Origin of the sequence: Hyphomonas sp. (assembly GCF_046313735.1) — a bacterium.
Taxonomy (GTDB): Bacteria; Pseudomonadota; Alphaproteobacteria; order Caulobacterales; family Hyphomonadaceae; genus Hyphomonas.
The window spans coordinates 12232-37033 of sequence record NZ_JBKBXW010000024.1 but is presented as its reverse complement, the minus strand read 5'-3'; the positions used below and the strand labels follow the sequence as shown (position 1 = coordinate 37033).

26 protein-coding genes are annotated in these 24802 nt (G+C 65.3%); 7 read left to right on the top strand and 19 right to left on the bottom strand.

The window, feature by feature from the left end; translation table 11 throughout:
- The first annotated feature begins 11 nt into the window (after positions 1-11).
- Entirely contained in the window at positions 12-800 is a 789-nt protein-coding gene (locus ACK4SV_RS12465; protein ID WP_409918162.1) for a sterol desaturase family protein, read from the top strand.
- A gap of 50 nt (positions 801-850) precedes the next feature.
- Here ACK4SV_RS12465 and ACK4SV_RS12460 read toward each other — a convergent pair whose 3' ends face one another.
- Positions 851-2287, bottom strand: coding sequence for a coniferyl aldehyde dehydrogenase (locus ACK4SV_RS12460; RefSeq protein ID WP_409918161.1), 1437 nt, complete (start codon positions 2285-2287; stop codon positions 851-853).
- 168 nt (positions 2288-2455) lie between these two features.
- Between ACK4SV_RS12460 and ACK4SV_RS12455 the strand changes: the two genes are divergently transcribed.
- Together ACK4SV_RS12455 and ACK4SV_RS12450 are read left to right on the top strand one after the other, a co-directional pair.
- Positions 2456-3256 carry an enoyl-CoA hydratase/isomerase gene (locus tag ACK4SV_RS12455; protein ID WP_409918160.1) on the top strand — a complete coding sequence of 267 codons (801 nt, stop codon included), beginning with the start codon at positions 2456-2458 and terminating at the stop codon, positions 3254-3256.
- A gap of 99 nt (positions 3257-3355) precedes the next feature.
- Positions 3356-3844, top strand: a complete 489-nt coding sequence (locus tag ACK4SV_RS12450) for a DUF3291 domain-containing protein (protein ID WP_409918159.1) — start codon at positions 3356-3358, stop codon at positions 3842-3844.
- Between the two features lie 6 nt (positions 3845-3850).
- On the opposite strand, the gene ACK4SV_RS12445 is transcribed toward ACK4SV_RS12450, so the two are convergent.
- The 5 genes from ACK4SV_RS12445 to ACK4SV_RS12425 are packed head-to-tail and all read right to left on the bottom strand — an operon-like array spanning position 3851 to position 7351.
- On the bottom strand, positions 3851-4228 hold the full coding sequence (locus tag ACK4SV_RS12445; protein WP_409918158.1) for a TfoX/Sxy family protein: 378 nt from the start codon (positions 4226-4228) through the stop codon (positions 3851-3853).
- Positions 4212-4679, bottom strand: coding sequence for an NUDIX domain-containing protein (locus tag ACK4SV_RS12440; protein ID WP_409918157.1), 468 nt, complete (start codon positions 4677-4679; stop codon positions 4212-4214). Before ACK4SV_RS12440 ends, ACK4SV_RS12445 begins: the two co-directional genes overlap by 17 nt.
- The gene (locus tag ACK4SV_RS12435) at positions 4669-4959 is read right to left on the bottom strand and encodes a DUF3253 domain-containing protein (RefSeq protein ID WP_409918156.1); all 291 of its coding nucleotides are present in this window, start codon (positions 4957-4959) and stop codon (positions 4669-4671) included. The genes ACK4SV_RS12440 and ACK4SV_RS12435 overlap by 11 nt, the downstream gene beginning before the upstream one ends.
- Entirely contained in the window at positions 4956-6191 is a 1236-nt protein-coding gene (locus ACK4SV_RS12430; protein WP_409918155.1) for a serine hydrolase domain-containing protein, read from the bottom strand. The genes ACK4SV_RS12435 and ACK4SV_RS12430 overlap by 4 nt, the downstream gene beginning before the upstream one ends.
- Positions 6191-7351, bottom strand: coding sequence for an acyl-CoA dehydrogenase family protein (locus tag ACK4SV_RS12425; RefSeq protein ID WP_409918154.1), 1161 nt, complete (start codon positions 7349-7351; stop codon positions 6191-6193). Before ACK4SV_RS12425 ends, ACK4SV_RS12430 begins: the two co-directional genes overlap by 1 nt.
- Positions 7352-7470: 119 nt before the next feature.
- Between ACK4SV_RS12425 and ACK4SV_RS12420 the strand changes: the two genes are divergently transcribed.
- Together ACK4SV_RS12420 and ACK4SV_RS12415 are read left to right on the top strand one after the other, a co-directional pair.
- Positions 7471-7902: a PaaI family thioesterase gene (locus ACK4SV_RS12420; protein ID WP_409918153.1), complete on the top strand. Its 432-nt coding sequence runs from the start codon at positions 7471-7473 to the stop codon at positions 7900-7902.
- Positions 7899-8687 (top strand): SDR family NAD(P)-dependent oxidoreductase, encoded by a 789-nt coding sequence (locus ACK4SV_RS12415; protein ID WP_409918152.1) that lies wholly within the window; start codon positions 7899-7901, stop codon positions 8685-8687. The genes ACK4SV_RS12420 and ACK4SV_RS12415 overlap by 4 nt, the downstream gene beginning before the upstream one ends.
- Here the strand turns inward: ACK4SV_RS12415 and ACK4SV_RS12410 are convergent, their stop codons facing one another.
- The 4 genes from ACK4SV_RS12410 to ACK4SV_RS12395 form a co-directional block, all read right to left on the bottom strand.
- Positions 8688-11339: a M1 family metallopeptidase gene (locus tag ACK4SV_RS12410; protein ID WP_409918151.1), complete on the bottom strand. Its 2652-nt coding sequence runs from the start codon at positions 11337-11339 to the stop codon at positions 8688-8690.
- A gap of 74 nt (positions 11340-11413) precedes the next feature.
- Positions 11414-12028: a glutathione S-transferase family protein gene (locus ACK4SV_RS12405; protein ID WP_409918150.1), complete on the bottom strand. Its 615-nt coding sequence runs from the start codon at positions 12026-12028 to the stop codon at positions 11414-11416.
- 10 nt (positions 12029-12038) lie between these two features.
- Positions 12039-14165, bottom strand: coding sequence for a TonB-dependent receptor (locus ACK4SV_RS12400; protein ID WP_409918149.1), 2127 nt, complete (start codon positions 14163-14165; stop codon positions 12039-12041).
- Positions 14166-14244: 79 nt separating this feature from the next.
- Positions 14245-15537 carry a NupC/NupG family nucleoside CNT transporter gene (locus ACK4SV_RS12395; RefSeq protein WP_409918148.1) on the bottom strand — a complete coding sequence of 431 codons (1293 nt, stop codon included), beginning with the start codon at positions 15535-15537 and terminating at the stop codon, positions 14245-14247.
- Positions 15538-15760: 223 nt separating this feature from the next.
- Between ACK4SV_RS12395 and ACK4SV_RS12390 the strand changes: the two genes are divergently transcribed.
- Positions 15761-16924, top strand: coding sequence for a hypothetical protein (locus ACK4SV_RS12390; RefSeq protein WP_409918147.1), 1164 nt, complete (start codon positions 15761-15763; stop codon positions 16922-16924).
- Between the two features lie 15 nt (positions 16925-16939).
- Here ACK4SV_RS12390 and ACK4SV_RS12385 read toward each other — a convergent pair whose 3' ends face one another.
- Positions 16940-17308, bottom strand: coding sequence for a VOC family protein (locus ACK4SV_RS12385; protein ID WP_409918146.1), 369 nt, complete (start codon positions 17306-17308; stop codon positions 16940-16942).
- A 195-nt stretch (positions 17309-17503) separates the two neighbouring features.
- Here ACK4SV_RS12385 and ACK4SV_RS12380 point away from each other — a divergent pair, with 195 nt between their 5' ends.
- Entirely contained in the window at positions 17504-18427 is a 924-nt protein-coding gene (locus ACK4SV_RS12380) for an SDR family NAD(P)-dependent oxidoreductase (RefSeq protein ID WP_409918145.1), read from the top strand.
- 28 nt (positions 18428-18455) lie between these two features.
- Here ACK4SV_RS12380 and ACK4SV_RS12375 read toward each other — a convergent pair whose 3' ends face one another.
- The 8 genes from ACK4SV_RS12375 to rpsM all read right to left on the bottom strand — a co-directional run bounded on the left by ACK4SV_RS12375 (position 18456) and on the right by rpsM (position 24738).
- Positions 18456-18704, bottom strand: coding sequence for a hypothetical protein (locus ACK4SV_RS12375; protein ID WP_409918144.1), 249 nt, complete (start codon positions 18702-18704; stop codon positions 18456-18458).
- 15 nt (positions 18705-18719) lie between these two features.
- Positions 18720-19316 (bottom strand): HD domain-containing protein, encoded by a 597-nt coding sequence (locus ACK4SV_RS12370; RefSeq protein ID WP_409918143.1) that lies wholly within the window; start codon positions 19314-19316, stop codon positions 18720-18722.
- A gap of 95 nt (positions 19317-19411) precedes the next feature.
- Complete coding sequence (locus tag ACK4SV_RS12365) at positions 19412-20476, bottom strand: hypothetical protein (protein WP_409918142.1); 1065 nt, start codon at positions 20474-20476, stop codon at positions 19412-19414.
- 295 nt (positions 20477-20771) lie between these two features.
- Positions 20772-21983 carry an RtcB family protein gene (locus ACK4SV_RS12360; protein ID WP_409918141.1) on the bottom strand — a complete coding sequence of 404 codons (1212 nt, stop codon included), beginning with the start codon at positions 21981-21983 and terminating at the stop codon, positions 20772-20774.
- A gap of 424 nt (positions 21984-22407) precedes the next feature.
- Positions 22408-22827 carry a 50S ribosomal protein L17 gene (rplQ, locus tag ACK4SV_RS12355; RefSeq protein ID WP_409918140.1) on the bottom strand — a complete coding sequence of 140 codons (420 nt, stop codon included), beginning with the start codon at positions 22825-22827 and terminating at the stop codon, positions 22408-22410.
- 47 nt (positions 22828-22874) lie between these two features.
- Positions 22875-23903, bottom strand: coding sequence for a DNA-directed RNA polymerase subunit alpha (locus ACK4SV_RS12350; protein ID WP_409918139.1), 1029 nt, complete (start codon positions 23901-23903; stop codon positions 22875-22877).
- Between the two features lie 63 nt (positions 23904-23966).
- A complete protein-coding gene (rpsK, locus tag ACK4SV_RS12345) occupies positions 23967-24356 on the bottom strand; it encodes a 30S ribosomal protein S11 (protein WP_409918138.1) in 390 nt (129 codons plus the stop codon).
- Positions 24357-24369: 13 nt separating this feature from the next.
- Entirely contained in the window at positions 24370-24738 is a 369-nt protein-coding gene (gene rpsM, locus ACK4SV_RS12340) for a 30S ribosomal protein S13 (RefSeq protein ID WP_409918137.1), read from the bottom strand.
- Positions 24739-24802 lie beyond the last annotated feature (64 nt).

Here is a 24802-nt window from a genome sequence, read left to right as displayed (position 1 = left end):
GATTTCCGGGGATGGATGCGGATACGCTCCTGCGCACCGGTATATTCCTCGGCGTGCTTGCCGGGCTGATTGGGCTTGAAAGCCTGTTCCCGCGCAAGGCGAGTGTGATGCCGCGCCTGCACCGCTGGCTGACAAACCTGTCCCTGGGCGGATTATCTGCCGTCGCCGTGCGGCTGATGGGGCCGCTGACGGTGGCCGGGGCGGCGCTGGCGGCAGAGGCCGCTGGTTTTGGACTATTCCGACTTGTTGATTTGCCGGACTGGGCCGCAGCGGCGCTGATCCTGGTCCTCCTGGACCTTGCCATGTGGGCGCAGCACGCAGCGATGCACAAGGTGCCGCTGCTGTGGCGGATGCACCGTGTGCACCATACCGACCGGGACCTCGATGTGACGAGCGGGCTGCGCTTTCATCCACTGGAGGCGGCGGTCTCGATGCTGTGGAAGGCGCTGGTCGTCTTCGCGCTCGGCGCGCCGGTGGCGGTGGCGCTGGCCTATGAGATTGCGCTGAGCACGATGGCGCTGTTCACCCATGCGAACCTGCGCCTGCCGCTCTGGCTCGACCGGGCGCTGCGCCTTGCCATCGTGACGCCGGACATGCACCGTATCCACCATTCGATGATCCGTACAGAGACGGATTCGAATTATGGCAATATCCTCTCCCTCTGGGACAGGATGTTCCGTACCTACACCGCCGAACCCGAAGGCGGACAGGACGGCTTCACCCTCGGCCTCGAAGACTGGCAGGACGAACGCCCCGCCCGGCTGAGCGCCGCCGCCGGCATGCCGTTCCTCAGGAAATGAGAGGGCCGCCCGCGCGGACGCAGGCGGCCTCATTCAATCCGGTTCCGGAATTACTTCTTCACGCGGCCCTGCACCTGGGCGCGGAACTTGTCGCCATAGGGCGGGCGCATCATGGCGAGGATTTCGCTTTTCGCCTGGGTGTAGACCGCTTTCTTGTGGCTGAACTCGTAGAAGCCCTCGCGGCCATGATAGGCGCCCATGCCGGACGGGCCGACGCCGCCGAAGGGCAGGTCTTCCTGCGCGACATGGAAGATCACATCATTCACGGTGACGCCGCCGGAGGTCGTGTTATTCAGCACGAAGCTCTTTTCCGCCTGGTCCTCACCGAAATAATAGAGGCCGAGCGGGCGCGGATGGGCGTTGATATAAGCGACCGCATCCTTGGCATCACCATAGGATTTGACCGGCAGGATCGGCCCGAAGATTTCGTCCTGCATCACTTTCATATCATCGGTGGGGTCGATGATCAGGGTCGGCGGGATCTTGTGGTGCGGCTGCTGGGCGAAATTCTCGCCCTTGGGATTGATCTCGATGATTTCGGCGCCCTTGGCGCGCGCATCCTCCACATAGCCGGTAATGCGGTCATAGTGGCGCTGGTTGATGACGGAGGTATAGTCGTCATTGTCCTTGAGGCCGGAGGCGTACATCGTCTCCACCGCGCGGGTGGCGGCGGCGACGAATTCGCCGGTCTTGTCCTTCGGCACAAAGGCATAGTCCGGGGCAAGGCAGATCTGGCCGGCGTTCAGCGTCTTGCCGGCCATGATGCGATTGGCGGCTTTCTGCAGGTCGGCCGAGCGGCCGAGGATGACGGGGCTCTTGCCGCCAAGCTCCAGTGTCAGGGGCACGAGATTGTCGGCGGCCGCGCGCATGACATGATAGGCAATCGAGGTCGCGCCGGTGAACAGAATATGGTCGAAGGGCAGCTTGGTGAACTCGGCCCCGATATCCGGGCCGCCGGTGACGACGACGCATTCTTCCGGCGAATAGTATTTCGCGATCAGCTCCTTCATCAGCTCCGACGTTGCCTCGGTGAATTCCGACGGCTTGATCATGCAGCGATTGCCGGCGGCAAAGACACCGGCGAGCGGGGTGAAAGTGAGGTTCACCGGGAAATTCCAGGGGCTGATGACGCCGATGACGCCCTTCGGCTGGAATTGCAGCTCGGCCTTCGCGCCGAGCAGGCCGAGGGGGAATTCGACCTTGCGCTTTTCCGGCTTCATCCATTTGGCGAGGTTTGCCTTGGCGAACTTCAGCGCGCCGATGGAGCCGGCAATGTCGGTGAGGTTCGACTGGTCCTTGGAGCGATGGCCGAAATCGGCGCACATCGCGTCGTTCAGCGCACTCCCATGGGTGACGAGCAGGTCGATCGCCTTGTCGAGCCATTCCGTGCGCCGGGCGGCGGAGGGGATGCCATCGCGCAGGTGCGCAGCCTTCTGCCTGGCGAGCAGGCCGCTCATGCCGGAGCCCGGCGTACCGTCGAGTGCCATCTTGTCTGCCTCCCAATCCTGTTGTGATATGAACAGTGTAGCGCCTGTTCAGTGTTTTCCCAAGAGGCAAGCCGGACCGCTTACCCGGCGTGAGGCGTTCACGGCCCCCTTCAATGCTCCTACAACCGCCGCCAGACAGCCCGGATTTGCACGAGGAGGCGCGGTAACATGACGGCGTATCAGAAGATTTCCTACGAACTGAAAGACAATGTCGCCATTATCGCCTTCGATGACGACAAGACGCTGAATGCCTGCGGCGTCGATACCGCGATCGAACTGCTGCACGCCTTTGAAGTGGCCGCGAAGGAAGCGCGCTGCACCATCCTGACCGGCAAGGGCCGGGGCTTCTGCTCGGGCGCCAATCTTGGCGGCATGGGGGCGGGCCCGGAGATCGCCCATCCCGGCTCCCAGCCGGATGCCGGCAAGGCGCTGGACGCGTTCTATAACCCGCTCGTCACAGCGATCCGCGAGCATCCCCATCCGGTGATCACCGCCGTGAACGGCGCTGCGGCCGGGGTCGGCTGCGCCATCGGGCTGATGGGCGACCTGGTTGTGTGCGCGAAGAGCGCATATTTCCTTCAGGCTTTCCGCCGCATCGGGCTTGTGCCGGATGGCGGCTCCACCTGGCTGCTGGCGCGCACCATTGGCCGCGTGCGGGCGATGGAGATGGCGCTGCTCGGCGAAAAGGTGCCGGCAGAGACGGCGATGAGCTGGGGCCTCGTCAACCGCGTGGTCGAGGACGACGCGCTGATGGCGACGGCGCTGGAGCTCGCCGGCAAGCTGGCAGCCGGGCCGACGGTGGCTCTCGCCCTCACCCGCAAGCTGATGTGGGAAGCGAGCGAAGCCGATTTCGGCGCGGCCCTGCACGGTGAGCGCGTCGCCCAGCGCACGGCCGGCCGTACCGAGGACTTCCGCGAAGGGGTCACCGCCTTCCTGCAGAAGCGCCCCGCAGAGTTCAAGGGCAAGTAATTTCCGGTTGTACGAAAAGTTTCTAACCGGCTTAAACGTCAGGAAACCTTGTCTCCCTAAGGTGGCGGAAAATAACACCGCCTCCCGGACACAAGACAGATGGACTACCGCCTGATCCACTTCAACAGTGCGCGCCCGCTGGGTGCGTTCACGTCGGCCAATCCTTTTGTGATGACGTTCCTGTCGATCCTGCCGCGCATCTTTGCGGAGGCAGACGACTTTCCGGGACTGATCAGCCATCAGCACGGCCTGCGCTGCCCGGATGGCAGCTGGCGCAGCTATATCGACGCTTTTCCGTACCCGGAGGACTGGCGCGCACCGGATGTCTCGACGCTCGGCGTGTGGCGGTCGATGGAGGACCTCAGGGCCTTCTCTCACAGTGGCCGGACGCATCCGCCCGGCATGCGGCGCCTGGCCGCCGAGATTGACCGCAGCGACGGACCGGGCTTTGTGATGTGGTGGGCGCCGCGCGGCGTGCGCTTCACGCTGGAGGATGGCTGGCAGCGGCTGGAACGCCTGCGCCGCGAAGGGTCCAGCCCGGAAGCGTTCTCGCTCGACCAGCCAGCGGCCTGTCCGGCTGCAGCCTGAAACTCTTCAGCTTACGGACTTCTTCCGGCGCGGCGGCGGCTTCGCGGCCTTGGCGGCACGGGCGATATCCAGCGCGCGGCGGGCCCAGCGGCTCGCCTCTTCCGGATCGTCAAGCGCATCTGTTGGCAGGCTGACATAGCCGAGATCGAAGCTGCGCCCATCGCTGGGCCGGGTCCAGAGGAAGGGTTCGCAGCCCACCTCCGCCAGCTCCTTGCGGAAGGCGGCATCCGCCTTGAGGTAGATCATGTCATCCGCCAGCAGAGCGAACATGACGCCGCCGGCATAAACGCCGGCCCCGCCGAACATGCGGCGTACACTGACGGCGCCGAGCGGCGCGAAGAGTTCGATGACAAATTCATGGAACGGATCAGGCGCCTTCGCCACCGGTGCCTCCAGACATCACCTGCTCGGCAAGATCGGCGAAATTGGCCGGGAAAACCGGATCGGTCAGCTTGCGGATTTCTGCCGGTGTGAGCCAGGCGGCCTCTTCGATCATCTCGCGCTCGATGGCTTCCCAACCGTCCGTGGACAGCTGATCGCCGGAGACATGCACCGCAAAGTAGCGCTCATCGGCATAGATCCAGCCGCCCTCAGGGCCGCGATAGGTGGTCTGGCGCCGGTGGAATTCGCGGCCGATTCCGGCGCGGATGCCGGTTTCTTCGGCGAGTTCGCGCCGAGCGGCGGCGGCATAATCCTCACCTGCAGCCAGCGCGCCGCCGGGCGTTGCCCAGAAGACGCGCTCCGGAAAGCGGAACCGGAAGAGCAGCGCGCGCCCATCCTGCGTCACGATCACGAGGCGGGCGGAGGGGCGCGGGGTGACCGGCTCAGCCGTCATCGCCCTCAACGCTCCCGGCGCCCTTGCCCGGCAGGCCGAGGCGGTAGACGCCTTTGAACGTGTCCGGATCATCGACCGGCTTGCCTTTCCGGTAGATCGCGATGGCTCCCGCCTTGTGCAGGCGCACGGCTTCGGCGCGCACATCGGGGAGCAGTTTCTGCCAGCGCGCCTCGCTGACGGCCTTTGCCGCCTCGGTCGGACAGATCGTCTTGCCGGGGCCGCGCAGGGCCGTCAGCTCAAGGATGGCTTCGCGGACGGGATGGGTGCCGGGCTCGCTCACCAGTCGATCGCCGCATAGACGAGCTGCTGCAGTTGCAGCCGCATCGGATAGGTGGAAGATGGCATCAGCTGGGTGGCCTGGATGGCGATCAGCTCTTCCTCGGGATCGATCCAGAAGAAGGTCGAAGCGAGGCCGCCCCAGCTGAAGCTGCCATCGCTGCCAGGCTGGCGTGTCTGGACGATGTCCGTGACGACCGAGCCGCCAAGGCCGAAGCCGACGCCTTCGGCCATGACTTCCGTAAACGCCGAGCGGCCCATGCCGCGCATGGTCTGCCCGCCCGGAAGATGGTTCTGGCGCATGAATTCCCATGTCTTGGGACTGATGATCCGCGCGCCGTCCAGCGTGCCGCCGCGCAGCAGCATCAGCGCAAAGCGGTGATAATCGCGCACGGTGGAGGCGAGCCCGCCGCCGCCATTCAGCTGGACAGGGCGTTTGGCATAGAGCTTCGAGGCTGCGCCCGCCGGATCGGCCAGTGTGGTGGCGCCTGTCTTGGCGTCTTTCTGATAGCAGGCCATCAGGCGGTGGATCTTGTCCTCTGGCACCCAGAAATCCGTGTCGTCCATGCCGAGGGGTCCGAAGATCCGCTCCCGGAAGAATTCATCCAGCGGCTGGCCGGTGATGATCTCGACAATCGCGCCGAGTGTATCGATGGAGTGGCTGTAGCGCCATTCCGTACCCGGAGAGAAAGCAAGCGGCAGGCCGGCCATCTGGCGGGCCATTTCCTGCAGGGTCTGCGTATGGTGGCCGACTTTCTCGCGGCGATAGATCTCGTCGGTCTCGTCCTGCATCAGGAAGCCATAGGTGAGGCCCGACGTGTGCGTGATGAGATCGAGGATCGTCATTTCGCGGTCAGGGTCTTTCAGCTTCGGCGCGGCCGCCATGCCACCAGCCCAGACCTTCACATCCTTGTATTCGGGAATGTAGCGGCTGACCGGATGGTCGAGGCGCAGCTTGCATTCCTCGAACAGCATCATGATGGCGAGCGTCGTTACAGGCTTCGTCATCGAATAGATGCGGAAGATCGTTTCCGGACCAATCGGCTGGCTGCCGCCCATTTCGGTCGCGCCAGTATAGCTTTCATGGGCGACTTCGCCGCCGCGCGAGACGAGCAGGGCCATGCAGGGCAGCTTGCCGGTGTCGATATAGTGGGTCTTGAAGAAGTCCGGGATCGCGGCAAGGCGGTCTGCGTTGAGGCCGACTTCATGTGGGTCTGTGGGATCGTGGTCGAACATCAGAGGTTTCCTGCCTTGGCTGCGCGCGCGAGTTCGCGCGCGATGATGATCTGCTGGATCTGGCTGGTGCCTTCATAGAGGCGGAAGATGCGCACATCGCGGTAGAACCGCTCGATCCCATAATCGGTGACATAGCCGGCCCCGCCGAATATCTGCACGGCGCGGTCGGCAACGCGGCCGCAGGCCTCGGTCGCGAACAGCTTGGCGGAGGAGGCGAGCATCGTCACATCCTCGCCCGCATCGCGCCGGCGCGCGGCGTCGAGGATCATGCATTCGGCGGCATAGGTCTCCGCCTGGCTGTCGGCGATCATGCCTTGCAACAACTGGTGCTCGAAGATCGGCTTGCCGAACTGTTTGCGCTCCAGCGCATAGGTGACCATCTCGCGGATCAGGCGCTTCGACACGCCGGTCGCCACAGCGGAGATATGCAGGCGGCCTTTATCAAGCACGCTCATGGCGACCTTGAAGCCCTCCCCTTCCTTCGCAATTATGTTCTCTGCCGGCACGCGGGCATTCTCGAAGATCACGTCGCAGATATGCGCGCCCTGCTGACCCATCTTCTTCTCGGGTTTGCCCACAGATAGGCCGGGCGTGTCGCGCTCGACGACGAAGGCCGAGACGCCGCGCGCGCCGGGCTCATCGGGGTTGGTGCGGGCCATGACGGTGAAGAGGTCTGCCTTGTTGGCATTGGTGATGTAGCGCTTGGTGCCGTTCAGGATGTAGTGGTCCCCGTCGCGCACGGCGCGCGTCTTGAGGCCGGCGGCGTCGGAGCCGGCTTCGGGTTCGGTCAGCGCAAAGCTCGCGATCAGGTCGCCGGAGGCAACGCCCGGCAGCCATTTCTGTTTCTGCGCCTCGGTGCCGAAGAGGACGAGCGCCTGCGACCCGATGCCGATATTGGTGCCGGCCACAGAGCGGAAAGCCGGCGAGGTCTGGCCAAGCTCCATCGCCACCAGGCATTCGGTTTCCATGTCGAGGTCGAGCCCGCCATATTCCTCCGGCACGGCGAGGCCGAACAGGCCGAGTTCCTTCATCGCATCGACCACATGCTGGGGCACAGCGTCCTCATCGCCCACCTGCGCCTCCACCGGCACGCAGGTCTCGGTCACAAAGCGGCGCACCTGTTCGATCAGGGCCGCGCGGGTTTCGGCGTCAAAGGCCATGGGGGTTCCTCTCCCGGTCTGTCATATCTGGCGCCAGTTTATGCCCCAACGGCACGCTTGTCGAAGGGGCCCGCCGGGGTAAGGTGCCGCAGCAACAGAAAAAAGTGGGGAGGCGCTCAATGGCGGCAGTCACGGTGACCGAGGGCGAATTTGCCGGCTGGACGACCTGGCCGGACGAGCCGTTCGAGTACGAGACCGCCGGTCCCTTCTATTTCCGGGTGGATGACAAGGGCCCCGTGGCGGCCTTCCGGGCCGTGCGCAAGCATATGAATGCCGGCGGGGTGGTGCATGGCGGCTGCCTGATGACGTTTGCCGACCTCGCTTTGTTCGCGATCGCGCATGACTCGATGGACGGCGCCTACGGGCTCACCGTCGCGTTCACGTCCGAATTTCTGGACGGCGCGCGCGAGGGCGAGCTGGTGGAAGCGCGCGGCGAAGTGCTGCGCGCGGGCGGATCGCTGGTGTTCGTGCGCGGCATTGTCACGTCCGATGGCCGCCCCTGCCTCAACTTCTCGGGCACAATCAAGAAAGTACGGAGGAAAGAGACATGAGCCAGCCGCCCTATCAGGAACTCTCCCGGTCGATCAAAGGCAAGACCGCCCTCATCACCGGCGCCGCCAGCGGCATGGGCCGGGCGACCGCGCACCTGTTCGCCCGCGAAGGCGCGAATGTGGCGGTGACGGACCTGAAGCAGGAGAACGTCGACAAGGTGGTCGATGAGATCAAGGCCGCCGGCATCGCCCATGTGAAGGGCTGGGCGCTGGATGTCGGCGACGCTGCGGCCATCAAGCGCGTGGTCGATGAGGCGGCGGCGCATTTCGGCGGCATGGACATCCTGGTCAACAATGCCGGCTTTGCCATTCCGGCGCAGGTCGGCGAGGAAAGCTATGAGGACAGCTGGGGCCCCTCAATCAATGTGATGCTGACCTCGCACCAGCGCGCCATCCGCGCCGCCCTGCCCTATATGCGCAGGAATGGCTGGGGGCGGATCGTCAACATCGCCTCGACCGAAGGCCTCGGTGCGACGCCCGGCAACTCGCCCTATGTGGCGGCCAAGCATGGCGTCATCGGCCTGACGCGCGGGCTGGCGGTGGACCTCGGCCGCGAGGGCATCACCGTCAACTGCATCTGCCCCGGCCCGATCATCACCGGCATCACGGCCGGCATTTCCGACGAGCACAAGGAAATCTACGCCAAGCGCCGCGTGCCGCTGCGCCGCTACGGAATTCCGGAGGAAGTCGCGCACATGGCGCTGTCGCTGGTGCTGCCGGCGGCGAGCTTCCTGAACGGCGTGCACATCCCCGTCGATGGCGGTTTGACGATCAAGAACGCCTGATCAAAGCACTCCCTCCAGCGCGGCGCGGATATGCGCGCGCTGGGCGGCGCAGAGGGTGAGATTTTCCTTTGTCTCGGCGAGCGCGCGTTCATGGCCGGCGAGGGTGCGCGTGCCGGCGGCGAACAGGGCCTCCAGGTCCGGGATCACGGACGTATCACAGAAGCCGCGCGCAAGGCGGGGCGTGTTGCGGCGGGTCTGTGAGGGAACAACTTCGACGAAGCGGGGAAAATCCGATTTCAGCAGCCGGTCCCAGATTGCCGGGCGGTGGCGCGGGCTGTCCATCAGGCTCTGCATGGCCGACAGGCTGACCTGCTGGCTGATGCCGCCGGAGAGGATCAGGTCGAACACGTGCATGGCATCTTCCGTTTCGGCAACGGAGCCGATCGAACTCGCCACCGCCTGGCGGAATACCGCATCATCAAGGCGCTGGTCGGCGGCAAGCACCTTGTCCAGCATGGGCCGCCCGCCATCGGCCAGCGCCGCGCGCAGCGCCGGGCCATAAAGATCGCTCGACAACGTGCCGCGCCCGTCAAGGAAGGCGTCCAGGTCGCGGGTCAGAAGCAGGCGCGAGTCCGCATCGCGCAGGACATTTGCATCGAAGGAGAGGATCACATCGGCCACTTCCGGCGCAGAGGGCAGGCCGATCTCATCCAGAACGTCCGAGACACGTGCGCGGGCAGCGTCTGCCATCTCCCCATCGAGCTCCGCGATCACGGCTTCCCAGGCCCGCAGCGCCGCCATCATGACATTGGCAGAGCGATGGGCGAGGCCGGCATCCAGCAGCGCGGCAAGTTCCGCACCGCCCAGCGTGCCGGCCCGGAAGGCAGCCATCCCGCTATCGAGCGCGACGAGGCCTTCCGCCGCCGAGAGCTCACCGAGGCCTCCGGACAAGGCAAGCCAGCCCTCCGGGTCCAGTGTGAAGCGGTAATAGCCCGCGCCGCCGGCATTCGGCAGCACAAGGTCCGGGCAGAGTGCATTCCGGATCTCCAGCGTCCGGCGCGGCTCGCGCAGCAGGGTGCAGATGCGGCCCGTATTGGCCCCGTCACGCCAGCTGGCACAGACCGGCACGCTCCAGCTCGTCCCTTCCGGGATGATGGAGCCGATGGGCCGGTAGCGCGTCTGGGTGAGAGTGAGCTTCGGCGTGCCCTGCCCGCAGGAGAGGCTCGCTCCGATCACCGGCACGCCGGGCTGGGTGACGAAACTGCGGAAGACCTCGCCGATCTCCGGCTCGCCGCTGGCCCGGCTGATCGCCTCATAGAAGGCGGGGCTGGCGGCCGTACGGTCGGCATAGCGCGCGATATAGCGGCCCAGCGCCGGGCGCAGCACGTCCGGACCATAATAGCTGTCGATCATCCGGATGATCGACTGGCCTTTGGAATAGGTGATCGCGTCATAGGCGTTGCGGATATCCTCATTGCGGTCAATCGGCTCAGCGACGGCGCGCACGGAGGAGAGGCTGTCGAGTGCCATCGCCGAAAGGCCGGAGGCGATGGCTGCCAGATCGTGATTCTGGTCCGGCTCCATGATCGCCAGCACAGCGGACTCGCTCCAGGTGGCGAAGGATTCCTTCAGCCAGAGATCATCCCACCAGGGCGGGGTGACGAGATTGCCGAACCACATATGCGCGATTTCATGCGCATGGATCTGCTTCAATGCGCGGATCTGGGCAGGCCCGGCATTCGGGCCTTTCAGGATGCGGCCCTCGCGATAGGTGATGGCGCCGGCGAGCTCCGTCGCGCCGGACGGCCATTGCGGGGCGGCGATGATGTCCAGCTTGTCATAGGGATAGGGCTGGCCCAGCATCTCCTCGAAGACGCGCATCATCTCCGGCGTCAGGTCCAGCGCGAAGGCGAGTTCATCGCCCTTGCCGTGGCGGGTATAGCCGGCGAACGGCACTTCCTGGCGGCGCACCCGGTTCGGCGGCAGCGGCGCGCGCTCGACCCGGTCAAACTCACCGACGGCGGCCGAGAGAAGGAAAGTGGACAGAGGCCGCGTCGGCGCAAAGCGGATCGTCTCGAAGCCCGGCCCGGCAGGCTCGCGTGAGATTTCTGCGGTATTGGCGATGGCGTGCATCCCTTCGGGCACGGTGTAGGCCATCTCGAAGACCGCCTTCATACCCGGCTCGTCGAAGCCCGGCATGAAGCGGCGCGCCTGGATGCTCTCGGACTTCGCCAGCGCATACCAGCGGCCCTGCGATTCGACGCGGAACAGGCCCGCGAGGCTCGTGTCGAAGGGCGCCGTATAGTCGATGGCGAGGGTCACGCGCCTTGCCGTCAGCCGTTTCGGGAAGCCCGCCCAGACGACGCCGGTGTCCAGCACTTCGGTCCAGCTTACCTCATGGGTTTCGCCCCCGGCGGTGGCGGTGATGCGCGTCACATCGAGGTCATCCCCGTGCAGCCAGAGACCGGTGACGGCGGAGGAAAGCTCAATGTCTATCTCGACATAGCCGGTGAAATGCGTCTCACGCGGGTCAAGCTCGAGGGAAACGCGGTAGGTGACGGGCCGGGCCGTCGCCGGCAGGCGCCCGGCCGGGGCAATGGGGATGAGCTCCGCCGCCGTGACGGCTTCAACCGGCAGCGTCCAGGCATGACGCGAGCCGCAGGCCGGCAGCCATGCCAGCGCGCCAAGGATCAAAAGCGCCAGTATCCGCATACCCGTTCCCCTGACCAGTTCCTCTCAACCCCCTGCATAGCGCATGGGGCGGATGAGGAAAGGGTTAGCGGCGGTCAGCCCGCAAAGCCCCGCTCCTTCATCGCGCCGTACCAGCGGCCAAGATGCGGCAGTTCCCTGTGCGGGGCCCATTGCATCACGCGGCAGAAGCCGCAGCTGATATAGAGGGTGATATCCGCAATCGAGAACCGGTCCGCAGCGACGAATTCATGGGTGGCGAGGTGCTCGTTGAAGCGCTCGGCCATGCGTCTCGCCGCCTTCTCGCTCTTGGCGGCGGCTTCCGGGCTCTGGGGCACTTCGAGCGGCGCCATCATCGGATGGGCATTGCGGAACCAGCCGGCGAACTGGATGAAGAACATCAGCTCCACGCGCCGGTCCCACATCTCGATCAGGGCTTTCTCCTTCGGGTCGGCGCCCATCAGGTTCGGCTCCGGGAAGATGCCCTCGAAATAGGTGCAGATGGCGCGGCTCTCGGTCAGCTTGGTGCCATCATCCAGCACGAGCGCCGGCACCTGCGCGAAGGGGGAAACCTCCCGGTACTGATCGGTCTTGTGTTCCTGCTGCATGATCGAGACTTCGACAATCTCGACCGCGTCCAGCTTGCCCTTGGCGCGCAGGAAATGAACGACGCGGTCCGGATTGGGCGCCATCGGGCTGTGATAGAGTTTCATTCTTTCCTCCCTAGAATGTCCTTGTGATCCCGAAGGTCGCGTTCAGCGGCTCTCCGGGGAAGTAGCGTTCATTGCCGAAGGCGACATCGGCGCGGTCGGCATAGGCCTCATCCGTCAGGTTACGGATGATGAGATAGGCTTCGGTTCCATCCGCAAACCGCCAGCCAGCGCGCGCATTGAACACTGTGTGGCCGGGATAGCGCACGGTGTTGGCGGGGTCGGTGAAGTATTCGCCCACATGATCGGCAGAGAGCGACAGGCGCAGATGATCCGCCGGCTGCCAGTCGAGCCGCAGGCCGGCGAGCCATTCAGGCGCGGTGTCGATCCGATTGCCGCGCCGGATGCGCTCCTGCGCGGCAACAACCGGGCGGTCGAACGTATAGGTCTGCTCGCTCCAGGCGGCATCGCCGGAAAGTGACAGCGTGCCCGTCAACGCGAAAGCGGCGGACGCCTCCACACCGAAATGCCGGGTTGATCCGTCCACGACATTGAGGCCATCGGAATCGCGGAAGAAGAAGTTTTCCTTCTCCATCCAGTAGGCCGCGACATCGAACTCCAGACGGCCGCTGAGCGAAGCACTGCGTACCCCGGCCTCGAAACTGTCCAGCGTTTCGGCCTCGATCTCGCCGGGCACCTGCCGGTTCTGCAGCCGATAAAGATCCGATACCTGCGGCGCGCGCGCCCCGCGCGCATAGTTGGCATAAAGATCACCCCAGTCGCGCTCCCAGACAAGGCCGAGTTTCGGCGTCAGGAAGGTGAACTCGTCGCTGCGGTCGGCCGGCACATTGAAGCGGCCATTGATGCCCGCAGGCGCGCGGGTGGTATAGTCATAATTGTGCGTCTCGCCGCGCAGGCCCGCGAGCAGGCGGAGATCGTCCGTAATCTGCCAATCGGCCTCGCCCCAGAGGGCGAGCGTACGCGTATCGACCTTGTAATTGTAATGGATACCCTGCGGGAAGGCCGGGTTCGGGTTCGGCCGGGGCTGAATCTCCTTGAGATAGCCGGACGCAATATCCGTATCCGCACCAAACCGCCAGGATACGGGGCCATCGGAATACAGGTCATACCGCGTCATCAGGCCGCCGCCGGTATGGGCGTTCTTCTCGATGCCCCCATAGGGCAGGAAATGCTGGGAGAACACCATCGCCTGCGTCCGCAGGCTGGGCATCAGGGTCAGGCTGCCGGGGCCGACATTGTTCGACAGCCGCGCGCCAAGCCGCGCCGACCAGGCATCGCGGAAAGCCTCCGGGTTCGGATTGGTTTTCCGCATGGACCGGTCACGGTAGGCGCGCGGCCCCTGGATAAAACCGGCCGTTTCCTGATTGAGGCTGGAGGCAGACAGCCACACTGTGCCGTCCCAGTCGCCAAGCCGCGTATCCTGCACGAGGGACAGTTTCTGCTGCTGGCGTGGCGTGTTGTCGCGCCAGCCTTCATCTTCCATCAGCGAGAGATTGACGCGCAGCGAAGGCGTCACATTCACCGACGCATCCCCGCGCAGGCGCCCGAGCGTCGAATAGCTCGCGCGCAGCGATTGCGGGGCATAGGCATCCGGCAGGATCACATTGATCAGTCCGTGTACGGCGTTCGAGCCATACTTCGCGCTGCCCGGCCCGCGCACGACTTCTATCGCTGCGGCGGTTTCATGATGCGGCTCGATCAGGCTGTTGACATTGCCAAAGGCGGGCGAGCGAGTGGGCACACCGTTCTCGAGGATCAGGAAGCTGCCCTGCCCCGCCCCGCCCGTTAGCACGGGCGAGCGGACCGCGATCAGGTGTTCCTGGCCGGAATTCATCTGGATGTTGACGCCCGGCGCTCGGTTCAGGATCTCGGCGGGCCGGTCGGCCGCTATATCGGCGATCAGGGTTTCGTCGAGCAGCGAGCGCGCACCGGGCGCGGTCCGCGGCCGGTCTGCCCAGACTTCGACGCGGCCCAGATAGGTGGGCCCATGGACAAGCGTGATCCAGGTTTCCTTCTCGCCCGCTTCATTGATGCAAGACCCAGAAAGCGGCCACAGCGCCTGCATATCCGAACAGGCGGGCAGTGACGGGGATGCGCCCTCTTCGCCCCGCGCCTGGGCCAGCGCCGGAAGGGTCATGCCGAGGGCCGCAGCAGCCAGGAGGGTGGTCCGGCAGGTCAAGGTGATCTGTCTCCCGGGGCACTGATGCCTGAGCCGTGTTCTAGCGTGGCGCCCGCCGAAAGCGACCCCGGCCGCTGCGTCACGCGCCCGCAAACAGCGCATAGGGCAGCGCTGCGACGACCGCGCCGGACAGGCAGGTCGCCAGCGTGCCGGCCAAGAGCGTGCGCCAGGCGAGCGCCAGGAAATCATCCCGCCGCGCTGGCTCCACGATCGACAGGCCGCCGATCAGGATGGCCATGGAGCCGAAGTTCGCGAAGCCGCAGATGGCGTGCGCCGTGATCATCCGCGTGCGCGGGTCCATGCCATCGGCGGGCACTTCGGACAGCTGGATGAAGGCGACAAATTCGGTCAGCACCGTCTTCACACCCATTAGCGACCCGGCGAGCGAAGCCTCATTCGCGGGCACGCCGATCATGTACATCAGCGGCGAGAAGATCCAGCCGAGCACCCGCTCGATCGACAGGGGCGCGCCGTTGACATCCGGAAAGATGGCGAGCCCGGCATTGACCAGCCAGAGCAGCGCCAGCGCCGCGATCAGCATGGTGGCAATGTTGAACACGATCTTCAGGCCATCGGTGGCGCCAGTGGAGAAGGCGTCCATCGTGGAAGCGTATTTGAAGTCCGGCTCCTGCATCCGCTCGGTCGTGGGCGTCGTCTCCGGGATCATCGAGAGGGCCACGGCGACGGCTGCGGGCGCCGCAATGAAGGAGGCGGCGAGCAGCTGCGGCAGCGCGGCGTCGCCCATCGTCGGGCGCAGGAAGGTTGCGTAGACGACCAGCACGGAGCCCGCGATGGTGGCAAATCCGGCTGTCATCATGATCAGCAGCTCGGAGCGCGTCATGCCCTTCACGTAGGGCCGGATGAGTACCGGCGCCTCGGTCATGCCCATGAACACGTTGGCAGAGACAGCCAGCGAAGTTGCCCCGCCAAGGCCCATCGTGCGGCGGAAGACAAAGGCGAAGCCATTGGTGATCCAGCGCAGGATACGCCAGTGCCACAGCATCGCCGACAGCGCGGCGACCACGATGATGATCGGCAGGATCTGGAAGAAGAACAGCGGCGGCGCGGAAGAGCCGAGCAGCTGGCTCGCTGCCTGGTCATTGCCGACATAGCCGAAGACGAAATTGGTGCCATAGCGCGTGGCTTCCTGCAGCCCGTCCACGACCACGTTTGCCTGCAGGAACAGGTTGCGCAGGGGCTCCACACCAAACAGCAGCAGCGCGAAAACGAACTGCATCGCCGTGGCGCCGAGCACGATTTTCCACGGGAACAGCTTCTTCTTCTCGGACAGCAGCCAGCACAGGCCATAGATCAGCGCAATGCCGATCAGCGCGCGGGCATTGTCCCAGCCCCAGTCCATTCCCTCCGGCATGCCTGTCCAGCCCTCCTCGCAACGACCCCGCAAAGGTCTGGCTTAGCGGCGCAGCCCTGCCTTGGAAAGCAGGATTGGCAATTGCCGGTCCATGCCGCGCCGCACGTGGTGTCCGCAGAGGCAACTATCGCCGCAGGCGAACAGCATTGACGCGCGGCGCCGGCTGGCGCCCTGCTTTGCGGGGGCATGGGGAGGATTGAGCCAGATGCGGCGGATTGCGGGTATGTTTCTGGCGCTGGCCCTCGCGGCCTGCGATACCGGACGGCCAGCAGCGTCGCCCTATCTGATGGCATCGCGCGCCGAGTTCACACGCAGCGCAAGCTGGGACGAGGAATCCGACATCGCCGCCGCCGCGCGGGACTTCCTGTTCTCGCAGACGGAACTTTACCTTTCCGGCGCAAGCCCGGCCGCCGGCGGGCCGATGGCTGAGATCCTCGCCCTGATGGGCCGGGAAGACCTGATCACAGCGGCGCAGACCGGCGCCCCGCCGGCGCGCTGCAGCGTGCGCCCGCCGGAGCCCGTCTCTCATGTGCGGCGCGCGGCGCAGGACGCGGCTGCAATCATCCTGATCGAGGATGGCAGCCAGCCACGCCACCGGGCCTTTCTGGTACCCCTGCTCTCAGGCCTCGTCGAGGATGGTTTCACCGTCTATGCCGCTGACGCGCTGTCAGCCGGCGCAGGCCGTGCGGCTTTTCCCGGAATTCCCCTGATCACGGAAGGCGTGCTGGCGCGGGACCCGGTGTATGGCCGCGTGCTGCGGCAGGTGAAGGCACAGGGACTGATGATCGTGGAAGGCAGCAGCGGCTGGTCCCCGCCATCAGAGATAGCCCGCCTGACGCCGGAAGAACGTGCCGCCCGCCAGGTTGATATGCTGGGCGAGCGGCTTGCAACCGAGGCTTTTTCCGGCGCCGAGCCCGCCCGTGTTTTGCTGCATCTCAGCCGCCATCCGGGCGACAATGCGCTGGCGCGGCTGGAAGCGCGGCTGGAGGGGGCGAGCGGCCGGGCGCCGCTGACGGTCCAGATGAGCGACTGTGAGCCGCCCGGATCGCCGCGATCTGTCCTGCCGGCGGAAGACGCATCGGGCGAGGGCGCGCCTGACATTCGCATCGGCGAGCCCGTCGCGGGCTTCCGCAATGGCCGGCCTGACTGGCGCCGCCAGCTGGGCGACCGTGAAGTAACTCTGCCCGCTGCGTTCCGGGGCTTGGATGCACCGGTGATCGTGGAAGTGCGCCGCGAGGCGGAAACCGCCCTTGCCGTGCCGGAGGACCGGCTGCTGCTGCTGCCGGGCGAGAGCCTGCCGCTGATGCTGCCGCCGGGACGCTACCGGGCCGAAGCCTGGACGCGGGACGGACCCGTAGGCGAGCCCGTCCCCCTGACCGTGCGCTGAACCTGAAAGCCGGCCTCAGCCGAGCTTGCAGACGCAGATCTTGTTGCCATCCGGATCCCGGAAATAGGCGCCGTAGAAGGTCGGCATCCGGTTGCCCGGCGCGCCTTCATCCTTGCCGCCCAGTTCCATTGCCTTGGCGTAGACCTTGTCGACCATTTCCTTGCTCGCGCAGGCGAGCGCCGGCATGACGCCATTGCCGCAGGTCGCATCAGCGGCATCATAAGGCGATCCGATACCGATCATCGGCTGGCCGGGCGCCACGCCATAGAACTGCAGCCGGTCATTCGCAAAGAAGCGCTTGGCCCCCATCTCGCCGAGCACGGCATCATAAAAGGCGAGCGCGCGCTCCTTGTTGTTCGTGCCAAGGGTCACATAGGCCAGCATGGGTGTCTCCTCCGAGGGTGCTGTTTCGGAACGCAGTTAAACCACCGCATGTCCGGACGGCAAGCCTGCCCTAAGGAGAAGTCACGCGTGCCTGACGCCTGAAGGGCGACGTGACGCAGGGGATGTGCTTGACGCTTACGTGAACGTCTGGTGTGACACCGGCCAGAATGCACAACCGCTGCAAGGAGACTTCCGATGTCCGAGATCCGTTTTGACGGCCGTGTTGCCATTGTCACCGGCGCCGGCGGCGGCCTGGGCCGCGCCCACGCGCTCGAACTTGCCCGCCGCGGCGCGAAGGTCGTTGTGAACGACCTCGGCGGCGCCCGCGATGGCACGGGCGGCAATTCCGAAGCGGCCCTCGCCGTGGTGAAGGAAATCGAAGCGCTCGGCGGCGAAGCGATTGCGAACGGCTCGTCGGTCTCTGACGAGGCCGGCGTGCAGAAGATGATCGACGACACGATGGCCAAATGGGGCCGGATCGACATCATCATCGCCAATGCCGGCATCCTGCGCGACCGGTCCTTCTCGAAGATGAGCGTCGAGGATATCGACCTTGTCCTCGCCGTTCACCTGCGCGGCACCTTCCTGCCGGTGAAAGCCGCCTGGGACATCATGAAGGCCCAGAATTATGGCCGGATCGTCGTCACCACCTCGTCCACCGGCCTCTATGGCAATTTCGGCCAGGCCAATTACGGCGCGGCGAAGCTCGGCGTCGTCGGCATGATGAATACGCTGAAGATCGAAGGCGCGAAAAACGACATAAAAATCAACGCCGTCTGCCCGATCGCCGCTACGCGGATGACCGAGGACATCATGTCCGAGCAGATGCTGGCCGCGCTGAAGCCGGAATTCGTGACGCCGGGCGTGATCAACCTCGTGAAGGAAGATGCCCCAACCGGCATGGTCCTGTCGGCGGGCGCAGGCGCCTTCTCGATGGCGCGTATCGTCGAGACGGCTGGCGTATTCGTCGGTGCGGGCGATGCGCTGACGGCCGAAGCCGTCGCGGCAAAGTGGGACCAGATCACCGATGTGAACACCACGCGGCCGGCCTTCAAATCCGGCGGCGAGCATGGCCAGAACATCTTTGCCGCTGTGGCGGCAGCGACCGCGAAAGCCTGATCAGGCCTTATTGATCAGGACGGGCTGATCAGGGCCGGCCGGCGCCGGGCGGCCCTTCGCCCGGCCCGGCCCCTGCATCCTCGGGCGTCCGGTCCGGAGCCTTCGGGCCCGCGGGCGGCTTCTTGCCATCATCCGTTCCAATCCGGCCTGTGGGCTGGACGGGCCCCTTCGGGTCCTCGTCCCTGTCCCAGTCGCCCGGCGGACGGCGGCGGCTGATCAGCGAAAACGCGTAGAGGATGAACAGCACCAGCGCCGCGAACAGGAGGAATTTCAGCATGCCGGTGCGCGCGCCTCAGCCTTCCATGGCCTTGAGATAGATCGAGTTTTTCGGCCGCGCGAACACCCGCTCCACCATCGGCTCAAAAAACTCCAGCGGCTCGCTCTCATAGCCGGGGTCAAAGGCCGACTGGTCGTAGAGGTGGCAGAACTGCGCGGTATATTCGAAATAGGGATGGTCGCGGAACTGGTCGCGCATGTTCCGGTCCAGCCCCAGATGGTGGAAGAAGTAATAGCCCTGGAACATGCCGTGATTGGCGACCATCCAGTGATTCTTCTCCGAAACGAAAGGCTTCAGGATCGCGGCGGCCACATCGGGATGGTTATAACTGCCGAGCGTGTCGCCGATATCGTGCAGCAGCGCGCAGACGACATACTCTTCATCCCGCCCGTCGCGGTGGGCGCGCGTGGCGGTCTGCAGCGAATGGGTCAGCCGGTCGATCGGGAAGCCGCCGAAATCACCATCGAGCAGCCTCAGATGGCTGATCACACGCTGTGCGAGGCCCTTGTTGAAGTGGCGGGAATGCTCCGCGATGATGTCCCAGTCCTCCTTGGACCCTTCGAGCATCTCCTTGAATTTTGCCTGAGCGCCGGCGGCGTGACCGTCTGCCATACTGTCTCCTCCGTATAATTGGCTGCAGACTAACCCGGAAAGCCGGCCCTGAAAAGCAAGGCGCCCCCGGGTCAACTTGCCCGGGGACGTCCCTTTCAGTCCCAATAGTTTCCGAGGAAGAGCGCCCGGCGCCAGTCGGAGACTTCATCCGGCAGCGGAAGCGGCGCTGCTTCGCAGGCGCGGTCCTCGATCCGGCGATAGAGCCAGTTCCAGGATTCGCCGGTGCGCACACCCGCGCCTTCCACCGCCTTGATGATCGCCCGCAGCGGCGCATCGGCGAGGTCTGCATTGCCCACGCCCCGGGCCTCGGCGAGACGCCAGCCGCCCGGATCGCGCCGCAGCGCTACCGCGGCCGGCCCACCCTCGCCGCGCCAGACATGAACCGCCATCCGGCCGGACGCGATATCCGCCACGAATTCCCGCAGGCAGTTGCGGAACTCATGCGCGATCATCGACAACGCGTCGAGAGAGCGCACGGCCTCGAACGGTGCCAGAAGATCCGGGGACGGACATTCGGCGCAGAAAGCCTGCGGCTGCATTTCCTGACGCGCCATTTCGAACAGGGCGGCTGCGCTCGCCGCCCGCCCAAAGCGCTGGGCAATCGCCGGCGCCGCAGCCGCGCCGCGAATGCGCAGCGCCATCGCCCAGGCCGCGACGATGTCTGCCATGGCCGCTTCATCCGCACCCAGACAGCCGAGAATCGCCGGCTGGCGAAGCGGCGGCGGGAGCGCTTCGATGCGGGCCAGCGCCGCCGGATCCAGAACTTTCGTATGGCGGATCAAGAGGCAGGCTTCTTCCTCTGCGAAGAGGCGAAGGAAGCGGGCATAGTCCTCTGCGCGCCAGAGCACCTCGCCCATGCGCGAGACCGCCCGCATCAGGCCAGCCGGCGCTTCGCCGCCGAACACCGCCTCCGCAATCTCTGCCCTGCGGGCCCGCATAGCGAGCGCCGCTACCTCCGAGGACGGAATATCGCCCCGCGCCAGCAACATCGCGGCCGCATGGCGGCGCGGCGCCGGCAGCGCGAGGAAATCCTCATGCGGCGACGGCCAGATGCGGGCAATGGCAGCCGCATGATCGCCCGCCAGGAAGGCGAGCAGGGACGTGACCGGCGCGGCCTGCACCAGCGCCGCCACATCCGGCAGGGTCATGGGAGTGCCCATGATCCGGCTCCTTCAAATTTTCAGGACACGGACGGACAGACCGCACCGCGACGCTCGACAACGACAAGGGATCGTCAGGCGGCGCCCGGCAAACGCGCGGGAGCAGCGACGGCGCTCCCCGCTAGGATGGGGGAGCAGGTATGCAACTGGATACTCTGCTTCATCTTGTATTCCGTAAGCTGATGACCCGGCGATCCATCCCTGGACGGACCGCCGGGCAGCGGACGGGCCTCTTGCCGGATGTGCGACAAGTTGTCAAGCGCCGTTCTGGCGCCTGGCCTTGCACCGGCACGCCTCACCCTTTCACGCACACGACCTGTTTCAGCGTGTGGACGATCTCCACAAGATCGGACTGCGCCGCCATCACGGCGTCGATGTCCTTGTAGGCCATCGGCGTTTCGTCGATGACGCCTTCGTCCTTGCGGCATTCCACGCCCGCTGTTGCGGCGATGTGGTCGTCCAGCGTGAAGGTGCGCTTGGCTTCGGCGCGGCTCATCGTGCGCCCTGCCCCGTGCGAGCAGGAGCAGAAGGCGTCCGCATTGCCCTTCCCGCGCACGATGAAGGAACGCGCCCCCATCGAACCCGGAATGATGCCGAGCTCATCCTTGCGGGCGCTGACCGCGCCCTTGCGGGTGACCCAGACATCAGCTCCGAAATGATGCTCCCGCTCCACATAATTGTGGTGGCAGTTCACCGCCGCCTTTTCCAGCGTGAAGGCCGGCAGGCAGTCGCGCATGGCCATCAGTACACGGTCCATCATCACTTCGCGGTTGAGGCGCGCATAATCCTGCGCCCAGCCGACGGCTTCGGTATAGTCGTCGAACAGGGCTTCACCTTCCACGAAGAAAGCGAGGTCCTTGTCCGGGACGTGATAGCCGAGCACCCGCTTCTCCAGTGCCGCGCGGGCTTCCTGGATAAAGTAGGTGCCGAGGATGTTGCCTGTCCCACGAGAGCCCGAATGGAGCATCACCCAGACGCGGTCTGCCTCGTCGAGGCAGATCTCGACGAAGTGGTTGCCGCCGCCGAGCGTGCCGAGCTGGCGCGCAAACTGCGCGGGCCGGATGCGCCGGTGTTTCGCCAGCACCTTGTCCAGCCGCTCCGGCAGCCCCGAATTGCGCAGGGCGGTCGCCGCGCGCGCCGGAGCCTCCTTGTGGTTCCCGCCCGGGCCGTTGCCCACGGGCACCTTGCGCTCGATCTCGCTGCGCACAGAAGCGAGACTGTCCGGCAGGTCGCTCGCCTTCAGGCTCGTGCGCATCGCCATCATGCCGCAGCCGATATCGACGCCGACAGCCGCCGGGATGATCGCGCCTTTGGTGGGGATCACCGAGCCGACCGTTGCCCCGCGGCCGAAATGCACGTCCGGCATCACCGCGAGGTGGGAGTGCACGAAGGGCAGCCCGGCGACATTCGCCAGCTGCTCGCGCGCGGCATGTTCCACCGGCACGCCCTTCACCCAGGCCTTGATGCGCCCGCCTGCGAAAGTCTCGAAGGCCTCAAACTCTTCCATCGTCTTCCAGCTTCCTCCCGGAAGCTCCTCCTGTTCAAGCCCTCCGCGCGGCGCCGTCCTGTATTTTCGCGCCGTTTTTCCGAAAACCGGTTCCCACTTTTCGGAACGGCGCTTGCGGATTTCAGACACAAAAAAACCCTCCGGGCGAAACGCGCGGAGGGCGGACAAAAGACCCGTTCGGGCCCCGGGACGGATTGGCCGTCCCTATCCAGCTACCTCCATGCGGAAACGCACTGCGACCCGCGCGGGGACACAGTCTCTTCCTGGTTGATCTGGGTTCCGGCAGGTCATCTGCTTCGGCTCCGTTGCTGAATGGAGGCGCCGTATGGTGGAAGCGCCTGCCTGCGTCAACCGGAAAAAAGAAACGCCCCGGAGGGACACTCCGGGGCGCTTTGTTTTCCTTGCGGAAAAATCTTTAGGCGGATTACTCGCCGGCTTCGAGTTCAGCCTCGTGGCGGGCCTTGTCGGCGGCGCCCTTGGCAGACACGTCGCGGTCGACCAGCTCGAGTACGGCGATCGGTGCATTGTCGCCCGGGCGGAAGCCGGCCTTCAGCACGCGGGTGTAGCCGCCATTGCGGTCCTTGTAGCGCTCGCCCATCACGTCGAACAGCTTGCGGACAGCGTCCTCGTTCCGCACCTGGGCGATGGCCGCGCGGCGCGAGGCGAGGTCGCCCTTCTTGGCGAGCGTGACGAGCTTGTCCATGATCGGGGCCATTTCCTTCGCCTTCGGAAGGGTGGTCACGATCTGCTCGTGCTCGATCAGGCTCGCCGCCATGTTGGCGAACATCGCCTTGCGGTGCGAAGTCGTCTTGTTGAGCTTGCGGTGGGCAATCTGGTGGCGCATGGCGGTGTTCCTTCCGAGGTGGTCAGGCCCCGGTCAATGTTCCTGGGCTAGATGTGGTCGTCGTATTTCTTGGCGAGGCCTTCGATGTCCTCCGGCGGCCAGTCCGGCACTTCCATGCCGAGATGCAGGCCCATGCCGGCGAGGACTTCCTTGATCTCGTTCAGCGACTTGCGGCCGAAGTTCGGGGTACGGAGCATTTCCGCCTCGGACTTCTGGATGAGGTCGCCGATATAGACGATGTTGTCGTTCTTGAGGCAGTTCGCCGAGCGCACGGACAGTTCGAGCTCGTCGACCTTCTTGAGCAGCACCGGGTTGAAGCCGAGATCGGTTTCGTCAGCCGAACCGCCGGCATCGAGGGTGGGCTCCTCGAAGTTGATGAACAGCTGCAGCTGGTCCTGAAGGATGCGGGCCGCATAGGCGACGGCGTCTTCCGGCGAGAGCGAACCATCGGTTTCGACTTCAAGCGTGAGCTTGTCATAGTCGAGCACGGTGCCTTCGCGGGTGTCTTCGACCTGGTAGCCGACGCGGCGGACCGGCGAATAGATCGCGTCGATCGGAATGAAGCCGATGGGGGCGTCTTCCGGGCGGTGGGCTTCGGCGGGCACATAGCCCTTGCCGGTGGCAACGGTGAATTCCATGCGCACTTCTGCGCCGCCATCGAGCGTGCAGATGACATGATCCGGGTTCAGGATCTTGACGTCGCCGGGGGTTTCGATCTGGCCGGCTTTCACCTCGCCAGGGCCCTTGACGCGCAGCACCATCCGCTTCGGCGTGTCGGATTCCATGAAGATCGCGACCTGTTTCAGGTTCAGCACGATCGTGGTGACGTCCTCGCGCACGCCGGGAATCGCCGAGAATTCATGAACGACGCCGTCGATCTGGACGCCGATGATCGCTGCGCCCTGCAGCGAGGACAGGAGCACGCGGCGCAGCGCGTTGCCGAGCGTCGTGCCATAGCCGCGCTCGAGCGGCTCGACGACGAGTTTCGCCTTGCGCTTCGCGTCATATCCGGCCTGAACCACAGGGCGGTTCGGGCGGATCAGCACTTTCCAGTTACGGTCGTTGACGGTGGTCATCAGGATTCCTCAGACAGGGAAAAGCAGCGCGGCCCCGAAAAGGCCGCGCGCGGCAGGCAGGGACTAGACGCGGCGGCGCTTCGGCGGGCGGCACCCGTTATGCGGGATCGGCGTCGTGTCATTGATGGCCGTGACGGTCAGGCCAGCGGCCTGGAGGGCGCGCAGCGCGCTCTCACGGCCCGAGCCAGGCCCACGCACGCGGACTTCAACGGTCTGCAGGCCATGCTCTTTCGCCTTCTTGGCGGCGTCCTCGGCAGCCATCTGGGCGGCGTAGGGCGTCGACTTGCGCGAGCCTTTGAAGTCCATCACGCCGGCGGACGACCAGGAGATGGTGTTGCCCTGCGCGTCGGTGATGGTGACCATCGTGTTGTTGAAGCTCGAATTCACATGAACAATACCGGAGGTAATGTTCTTGCGTTCGCGGCGGCGGATACGGGTAGCTTCGCGGGCCATGGGGCTTCAGATCCTATTTCTTCTTGCCGGCGATCGGCTTGGCCGGGCCCTTGCGGGTGCGGGCGTTGGTGTGCGTACGCTGGCCGCGGACCGGCAGCTTCTTCCGGTGGCGCAGGCCCCGATAGCAGCCAAGGTCCATCAGGCGCTTGATATTCATCGACGTCTCGCGGCGCAGGTCACCCTCGACGAGGTAGCCGGCGTCAATCGTCTCGCGGATGCGGATGACTTCAGCGTCAGTGAGCTGGTTGACCCGGCGCGACGACTCCACGCCGACCTTCTCGCAGATTTCCTTTGCGAAGGCCGGGCCGATGCCATGAATGTAGCGCAGCGCGATTTCCACGCGCTTGTTGGTCGGAATGTTAACGCCTGCAATACGGGCCAAAGCCGTGTCTCCTCAAGCGGGTGTCAGAACATGAAATGCGCGCCACACGGGAATACCATGCCCG